Genomic DNA, 8455 nt, shown 5'->3' with positions numbered 1-8455 from the left:
CCGACGACGCCGGCTACGCGGCCCGCCGCGCCGCCTCCGCCGCCGCGGGCCGGCTGCGCGGGCGGGGCCTGTCCTGCCACCTGCACGGCTCCGGCGGCTGGGGGGACGAGACCTCCATCGTGCAGGTCCTCCAGGACGGCACGATCGAGGCCCGCACCGGCACGCAGAGCCAGGGCCAGGGCCACGCCACCGCCTATGCCCAGGTGCTGGCCGCCGCCTTCGGCGTGCCGGCGGAGCGCGTGCGCATCCTGCAGGGCGACAGCGCGACCATCCCGCGCGGCGGCGGCACCGGCGGCTCCTCCTCCACCATCGTCTCCGGCACCACCTTCGCCCGCGCCGCCGAGGCCGCGATCGAGGCCGGCATGGAGGCGGCTGCGGAGCTGCTGGAAGCCGCGACCGCCGACATCGAATGGCAGCATGGCGCCTATGCCGTCGCCGGCACCGACCGGCGCATCGCGCTGTTCGAGGTCGCCGCCCGCACCGGCACCATCGAGGGCCGCGCAGACTTCGCCGACAGCGTCGTCACCTGGCCCGCCGGCGTCGCCATCGCGGAGGTGGAGGTGGACCCGGACACCGGCCAGGTCGTGCTGGACCGCTTCGCCGCCGCGGTCGATGCCGGGACGGTGGTCAACCCGATGCTGCTGGCCGGCCAGCTGCATGGCGGCTTCGCGGCCGGCATCGGCGGCGCACTGAGCGAGGCGGCGCGCTACGATTCCGACGGCCAGCTGCTGACCGCGACGCTGATGGACTACGCCATGCCGCGCGCCGAGGACCTGCCCGCCTTCCGCCACGCGCTGGTGCCCGTGCCCTCCCCTAACAACGCCCTCGGCATCAAGGGCGTGGGAGAGCTGCCCACCAACGGCGCGCCGGCGGCGGTGGCGAATGCGGTGGCCGATGCGCTGGGCGGCCGCCGCGTCGCGCTGCCGATGACGGCGGAGCGCGTCTGGGCCGCACTGCACGCCGCGCCCTAGCGTCTGATCCGCGAAGGCGGGATCGCCGGAGGGGTGAATCAGCCGCTCGAACGAAGGCTACAGCGTGATCCACTGAAGTGGATCACGCTGTGGGCGCTGGCTTCAGGCCGGCCCCGCCCTCCGCTACACATCGCGCCCGCGACGCGCAGAAGGGAGAACGCGCCCATGAAGCTCACCTGGTTCGGCCATTCCGCCTACCGCCTGGAATTTGGCAGCTCGGTCGTCCTGATCGACCCCTTCCTCACCGGCAATCCGTCCTTCAAGGGCGATCCGGCACAGGCCTCCGCCGGCGCGACGCATGTGCTGCTGACCCACGGCCATGCCGACCATGTCGGCGACGCGCTGGCCATCAGCCAGCGGACGGGCGCCAAGGTCGTGGCGAATTACGAGATCTGCATGTGGCTGGCCCGCCAGGGGCTGAAGGCCATGGACCCGATGAACTCCGGCGGCACCACCGACCAGGGCGAGTTCAGCGTCACCCTGACCATCGCGTTCCATTCCAGCGCGCAGCTGGACGAGAACGGCATCAGTCACGACCTCGGCCTGCCGCACGGCGTCGTCGTGACTCCCAAGGCCGCCGGCGAACCGACGGTCTATCACATGGGCGACACCGAGGTGTTCTCGGACATGGCGCTGATCGACGAGTTGCATAAGCCGGCCGTCGCCATCGTGCCGGTCGGCGACCGCTTCACCATGGACGGCAAGCGCGGCGCGCTGGCGGTGCGCCGCTTCCTGCCGAGCGTGCGGACGGCCATACCTTGCCACTGGGGCACCTTCCCGATCATCGCACCCAATCCAGATGGCTTCGTGGCCGCCATGCAGGGCGCGGAGGCGAAGGTGCTGGTGCCGCAGGTCGGCGTCGCCGTCACGCTCTGAGCGCGCCCGCGGCAGCTGGCGCGGGGGTCCAGGTCCGGCCCCCGTGCCGAAACTGCCAAGTTACACATGTTCGCTATTTCTTAAATTAAACATTTCCATCGAGTTGAACCGCCCCCCCCGCAGGCGCACATCAAGGGGGAGATGCGCCCCCTTCCAATCATTGCGTTGATACCCGGCGTCGCGCCCCATGGCGCAACGGCGGAGGTGCGGCGCCATGGTCTCCTCGGCGCCGATGTGTCGGCGGCGCTGGCCGTGGAAGTGCCGGCCTCGGCCAGCATCCTGCATTTCTCGGGCGTGGTGGCGCCCATGCTGCCGGATGGCAGCTACGCCGATACCCATGCCCAGACCCGCGCCGCGCTGCACGAGCTGGACACCCGGATGCGGCGGCTCGGCCTGGACTTCGAGGATCTCGTGCGCGTGCAGGTGCTGCTGGTCGGCGACCCGGCGCTGGACGGGCGGATGGACATGGCCGGGTTCGACGCTGCCTGGGCCGAGTTCTTCGGCACCCTCGCGCAGCCCACCCTACCGGCGCGCAGCGTGGCGCAGGTCCTCGCCCTGTCCGCGCCGGGCTGCCTGGTCGAGCTGCTGGCGACGGCCGCGCGCGCCCGGCGCTGAGCGCCGGCGAGGCTACTCCACGATTCCCGGTCGTGCGCTGGCGTGGTGCTCGCGCAGCACCGCGCCGGTCGCCGCATCCACCTCCCGCAGCAGCACGCCGTAGCCCCAGAGGTCGGCCAGGTGCTGCAGCACCTGCCGCGCCTCCTCCGGCTCCAGCATCTGCCGGTCCAGCACGCGGTGGCGCAGGATGAGGCGCCGGTCGCCCGTCAGGTCCACGTCGTCCACCTGGATGTCGGGATCGAGCCGCCCGACATCGTATTGCCGCGCCAGCGCCCGGCGCAGCCGCCGGTAGCCGCGCTCGTCGTGGATGGCGCCGACCTGCAGCTCCTCCTCCGACTGGTCGTCCACCAGGTGGAACATCCGCAGCTTCCGCATCAGGCGCGGGCTGAGATACTGCGCGATGAAGCTGTCGTCGCGATGGTTGGCCCAGGCCTCGCGCAGCGCGGCCTCGGCATCGCCGCGGCCGGCGATGTCGGGGAACCACTCGCGGTCCTCGGCATCCGGCGCGGTCGCGATGCGCGCGATGTCCTCCATCATGGCGAAGCCCAGGGCATAGGGATTGATCCCGCCATAGCGCGGATCGTCGAAGGTGGGCTGGAAGACGACGTTGGTGTGGCTGTGCAGGAACTCGAGGTAGTGGCCGTCCGTCAGCCGCCCCTGTTCGTGCAGGCGCGTCATGATGCGGTGGTGCACCCAGGTGGCGCAGCCTTCGTTCATCACCTTCGTCTGGCGCTGCGGATAGAAATACTGCTCGACGTGGCGAACGATGCGCAGGATCTCGCGCTGCCAGGGGCGCAGCCGCGGCGCGGTCTTCTCCAGGAAGTACAGCAGGTTCTCCTGCGGCAGCTGCAGCAGGGCGCGGCGGCGCGCCTCCTCGGCCTTGGCTGCCGGCGCGTTCTTCGGCCCGGGGATGGTGCGCCAGAGGTCGTCGTAGATCCGCTCCTCGTGCTGGCGCCGCTCGCGCTCCCGCTTCTCCTCGCTGGCCAGGTCCGGCACGCGCCGGCGCGGCACGCGGAACACGCCGTGCGAGGACAGCGCATGCGCCGCATCCAGCACGCGCTCCACCGCCGCCTCGCCGTACTTGTCCTCGGCGCGCATGATGTAGCTGCGCGCGAATTCCAGGTAGTCGAGGATGCCGTGGGCATCCGTCCACTCCAGGAAGAGGTGGTTGTTGCGGAAGAAGTGGTTGTGGCCGAAGGCGGCGTGGGCGATCACCAGCGCCTGCATCGTCGCCGTGTTCTCCTCCATCACGTAGCAGAGGCAGGGGGAGGAGTTGATGACGATCTCGTACGCCAAGCCCTGGAAGCCCTTGCGGTACAGCGTCTCGTGCCGCGCGAAGCGCTTGCCGAAGGACCAGTGGCGATACAGCACGGGCATGCCGTTCGCCGCATAGGCGTCCAGCATCTGCTCGGCCGAGATCACCTCGATGCGTGTCGGGTACATCGACAGGCCGAGTTCCCCGACTGCGATCTCCTCGCAGGCGTCGTGGATGCGGCGCAGCGTGTCGAAGTCCCAGTCGGCGCCCTTGAACAGCAGACGGTCGGAGGTGACGCTCAACTCTTCGCTCCCTCGACAGCGCCCTTGCGGAACAGGTCGCGGAAGACGGGGTAGATGTCCTTGCGGTGCCGCACCTTGCGCATCGCCATGCGCGGTTCCGCGGCGCGCAGCTTGCCGTAGGTGCGCCACAGCTCCGTCTCCCGCGGCATGAAGCCGATCGGGCCGCCATCGTCCTCCCGCCCCACTTCCAGGTAGGCGAAGTACTGGCAGGCCGGCAGCACGCGGTCGGTCAGCAGATGCGCGGTGCGGTCGTTGTCGGCGCTGGTGTTGTCGCCGTCCGAGGCCTGGGCGACATAGATGTTCCAGTCGGCCGGGCTGTAGCGCGCCTCCATCACCTTCAGCATCTCCTCGAAGGCGGTCGAGACCACGGTGCCGCCCGTCTCCGGGCTGCGGAAGAAGGTCTCCTCGTCCACCTCCTTCGCCTCGTGGGTGTGGCGGATGAACACCACGTCCACATGCTTGTAGCGGCGCTTCAGGAAGAGGTGCAGCAGCAGGTAGAAGCGCTTGGCGAGGTCCTTCATCCCCTCCGTCATGCTGCCCGAGACGTCCATCAGGCAGAACATCACCGCGCGCGCGATCGGCTTCGGCGCAGGCTCGAACTGCCGGTAGCGCACGTCGATCGGGTCGATGTAGGGGATGCGGGTGGAGCGCGCGCGCAACAGCGCCAGGCGCCCGCGCAGCGCCTCCGCTTCCGCCGGGTCGGTCTCCTCGGCCTGGCGCAGCGCCTCCTCCAGCTCCTCCAGCTCATGCGGCTTCGGGCGGCGCAGCGCCAGGCGGCGCGACATCGCGTTGCGCATGGTGCGGCCGAGCGCGAGGTTCGCCGGCGAGCCCTGGGTGGCGAAGCCCGCGCGCTTCACGCCGGAGGCGTCGCCCTCCACCACGCGCTTCTTGGCAAGCTCCGGCAGCTCCAGATCCTCGAGGAAGAGGTCGAGGAACTCCTCCTGCGTCAGCGCGAAGCGGAAGGCGTCCTCGCCCTCCCCGTCCGGGCTGCCCTCGCTGCCGCCGCCACCCGCGCCGCCGCGCGGGCGGGGGATGGTGTCGCCTTCCAGGTACTCCTTGTTCCCGGGCAGCACGTGCTCGCGCAGGCCGCCCGCGGCGCGCCGGAAATGCGGCTCCTTCACGCCGGAGGCGGGGATCGTCACCTCGCCGCCGCGCTCCATGTCCTTCAGGCTGCGCTCCCCGGCGGAATCGCGCACGGCCTCGCGCACCATGTCCTTGGCGCGGCGGAGGAAGCGCTGCCGGTTCGCCAGGCTCTTGCCGCCGGGATTGAGACGTCGGTCAACGATCTGCATCTACGTGATGCCCTCAGACGCCGGGCGGCCGCTGCGCGGCCTTGGCTTCGCGCAGGCCAGCGGCGTATCCGGCATCGCGGTCGGGTTGTGCGCGGGCCGCTTTCGCGGCCTCGGCCCGCCTGGAGTGCGGCGGGCCGCCAGCTCCGTGCGGAACATGGCGGCTCCTTTCTCCATTACCCCGACTGCTTCACGCGCATGTACCACTCCACCAGGCGCCGCACCTGCCGCTCGGTGTAGCCGCGGCTCGTCATGCGGCGCACGAACTCGTCGTGCTTGCGCTCGCTCTCCTGGTCCTTCTTGGAGCCGAAGCTGATCACCGGCAGCAGCTCCTCGACCTGGCTGAACATCCGCCGCTCGATGACCTCGCGGATCTTCTCGTAGCTGGTCCAGGCGGGATTGCGGCCGGCATTCGCGGCCCGCGCCCGCAGCGAGAACTTCACCACCTCGTTGCGGAAGTCCTTCGGGTTGGCGATGCCCGCCGGCTTCTCGATCTTGGTCAGCTCCTGGTTCAGCGCCTCCCGGTTCAGCAGCTGGCCGGTGTCGGGGTCCTTGAAGTCCAGGTCCTCGATCCAGGCATCGGCATAGGCGACGTAGCGGTCGAACAGGTTCTGGCCGTAGTCGGAATAGCTCTCCAGATAGGCCTTCTGGATCTCGTTGCCGATGAACTCGGCATAGCGCGGCGCGAGCTCGCCCTTGATGAACTCCAGGTAGCGCTTCTCGGTGTCGTCGCCGAACTGCTCGCGGCGGATCGACTGCTCCAGCACATACATCAGGTGAACGGGGTCGGCCGCGACCTCGCTGGTGTCGTGGTTGTAGGTGGCGGCCAGCACCTTGAAGGCGAAGCGGGTGGAGATGCCGTCCATCCCCTCGTCGTTGCCGGCGGCATCCCGGTACTCCTGCAGGCTGCGCGCACGCGGGTCGGTCTCCTTCAGGCTCTCGCCGTCATAGACCCGCAGCTTGGAGAAGAGGTTGCTGTTCTCGTGCTTCTTGAGGCGCGACAGCACGCTGAAGCGGGCCAGCATCTCCAGCGTCCCGGGCGCGCAGGGCGCCGCGGCCAGTTCGCTGCTGCGCACCAGCTTCTCGTAGATCCGCTGCTCCTCCATCACCCGCAGGCAGTACGGCACCTTGATGACGTAGATGCGGTCGATGAAGGCCTCGTTGTTCCGGTTGTTCCGGAAGCTCTGCCACTCCGCCTCGTTCGAATGCGCCATGATGATCCCCTGGAAGGGGATGGCGCCGATGTTCTCCGTGCCGATGTAGCTGCCTTCCTGCGTCGCGGTCAGCAGCGGATGCAGCATCTTGATCGGCGCCTTGAACATCTCGACGAATTCGAGCATGCCCTGGTTGGCGCGGTTCAGCCCGCCGGAGAAGCCGTAGGCATCGGGGTCGTTCTGCGCATACTGCTCCAGCCGGCGGATATCCACCTTCCCGACCAGGGACGAGATGTCCTGGTTGTTCTCGTCGCCCGGCTCGGTCTTCGCCACCGCGATCTGCCGCAGCCGCGAGGGGTTGAGCCGCACCACGCGGAAGCGGCTGATGTCGCCGCGGAACTCGTCCAGCCGCTTCACCGCCCAGGGGGACATGAAACCGCCGAGCCGCCGGCGCGGGATGCAGTACTTGTCCTCCATCACCGCGCCGTGCTTCTCGACGTCGAACAGGCCGAGCGGGCTCTCGAAGACCGGGCTGACCTGGTCGCCGGCCTTCAGCGCGTAGATCGGCATCACCTCCATCAGCGCCTTCAGCCGCTCCGCCAGGCTGGACTTGCCGCCGCCGACGGGCCCCAGCAGGTAGAGGATCTGCTTGCGCTCCTCGAGACCCTGCGCGGCGTGGCGGAAGAAGCCGACGATGCGCTCGATCGTCTCCTCCATGCCGTAGAACTCGGCGAAGGCGGGGTAGCGACGGATGGTGCGGTTCAGGAAGATGCGCCCGAGCCGGGGATCCTTTGCCGTGTCCACCAGCTCCGGCTCGCCGATCGCTGCAAGGATGCGCTCCGGCGCCGAGGCGAACATCGTCGCATCGTGTCGACAGGCTTCCAGATACTCCTGCAGCGTCATTTCGGCGTCGCGCCGCCGGTCGTAGTCGCGCGCATAGCCGGAGAAGACGTCGTCGAGAATCTGCATCGGCCGCTCCACAACGCCGGGCGAGCGGCAACGGAACGTCTGCGAAACCGGCCGGATGCCCTTATCCGGTCACGCTTCCGTGTCCCCCTGCCCGGCCTAGATCAGATGGTAGCACCGCGCGGCATCGCCATGCCACGAAATGCAACACCCGCCTCATGCAACGACGTGATGGCGATGAATCGCGCATCAAGATGCCTGCATCTTCGTCAGATGATGGTGTGTGTTGCGCCGAGGCGAGTCGTCACGGGCGAGCAGAGCACGAGCGGGCAGCCGACTTCTTAACGGAGCGACGCCGCCGCCTCGCCCGCCAGCAGCCCGAGCGCGAAGGATTGCGCCAGGCCGTTGCCCGGCACGTAGCCCGCTGCGCCAGCGCCGGAGATCCCGCAGGCCGCGCCACCCGCCGCGAACAGCCACGCGAAGGGCGTGCCGTCCGCGCGCAGCACCCGTGCCGCGTCGTCCACCACCAGCCCGCCCTGGGTATGCGCCAGCGCGCCCGTCACCTCCGCGGCATGGAAGGGCGGCGCCAGCGGCGCGCCCCAGCGCAGCCGACCGAATCGATCCGTCGCCTCGCCGCGAGCGCAACGGGCGGCGTCGTCCAGGGTGGCGCGAAGCGCCGCCTCCGGCAGCGCGAAGCGCGCGGCAAGGTCAGCGACACTGTCGCAGCGCGCCACCGCGCCCAGCTCCACCGCGCGCCGGAACGGGCCGCCCGCCATCGCTGCCTGCTGCGCCGCCGTGTCCCACACCTCCACCGCCCGCCCGCCCGGCTGCGCCAGCAGATGCGCGGTGAGTTCCGAGGGGCCCATCTCCTCCGCGACGAAGCGCGCGCCCTCGCGGTTGACCAGGATCGCGCCGAGCGCCGGCAGCGCCGCGCCGAAGCGCGGCCGCACGCCGCCCACCAGGTGCGGCGAGACATGCGGCTGGCCCTGGTAGGCATCCAGGCAGGCGAGCGCCGGCGAAAGCGCCGCCGTCACGCGCAGCGCCGTGCCGTCCGCGCCGCGCCCGCCGACATGCACCGCGCCCGCCG

Annotated in this window: 7 protein-coding genes; 3 read left to right on the top strand and 4 right to left on the bottom strand. The window is 70.0% G+C overall.

All coding sequences use genetic code 11. The annotated features are described in order from the left end of the window. From OZN99_RS19735 to OZN99_RS19725, 3 genes are all read left to right on the top strand, one after another. A partial coding sequence (locus tag OZN99_RS19735) for a xanthine dehydrogenase family protein molybdopterin-binding subunit (protein ID WP_270936973.1) occupies positions 1-971 on the top strand: 971 nt, incomplete at its 5' end. A gap of 165 nt (positions 972-1136) precedes the next feature. Next, positions 1137-1847 (top strand): metal-dependent hydrolase, encoded by a 711-nt coding sequence (locus tag OZN99_RS19730; RefSeq protein WP_270936972.1) that lies wholly within the window; start codon positions 1137-1139, stop codon positions 1845-1847. Positions 1848-1988: 141 nt separating this feature from the next. Beyond that, the gene (locus tag OZN99_RS19725; RefSeq protein ID WP_270936971.1) at positions 1989-2462 is read left to right on the top strand and encodes a Rid family hydrolase; all 474 of its coding nucleotides are present in this window, start codon (positions 1989-1991) and stop codon (positions 2460-2462) included. A gap of 12 nt (positions 2463-2474) precedes the next feature. Here the strand turns inward: OZN99_RS19725 and OZN99_RS19720 are convergent, their stop codons facing one another. From OZN99_RS19720 to OZN99_RS19705, 4 genes are all read right to left on the bottom strand, one after another. Continuing rightward, positions 2475-4019, bottom strand: a complete 1545-nt coding sequence (locus OZN99_RS19720) for a SpoVR family protein (protein ID WP_270936970.1) — start codon at positions 4017-4019, stop codon at positions 2475-2477. Further along, on the bottom strand, positions 4016-5311 hold the full coding sequence (locus OZN99_RS19715; RefSeq protein WP_270936969.1) for a YeaH/YhbH family protein: 1296 nt from the start codon (positions 5309-5311) through the stop codon (positions 4016-4018). Before OZN99_RS19715 ends, OZN99_RS19720 begins: the two co-directional genes overlap by 4 nt. A gap of 173 nt (positions 5312-5484) precedes the next feature. Continuing rightward, a complete protein-coding gene (locus OZN99_RS19710; protein ID WP_270936968.1) occupies positions 5485-7431 on the bottom strand; it encodes a PrkA family serine protein kinase in 1947 nt (648 codons plus the stop codon). 278 nt (positions 7432-7709) lie between these two features. Further along, the coding region (locus OZN99_RS19705; RefSeq protein ID WP_270936967.1) for an FAD-binding protein at positions 7710-8455 on the bottom strand (746 nt) is incomplete at its 5' end.

This window comes from Falsiroseomonas oryzae (assembly GCF_027856955.1).
Lineage (GTDB): Bacteria > Pseudomonadota > Alphaproteobacteria > Acetobacterales > Acetobacteraceae > Falsiroseomonas > Falsiroseomonas oryzae.
The sequence above is the reverse complement of the archived record's forward strand: the minus strand, read 5'-3'. Positions and strand labels throughout refer to the sequence as shown.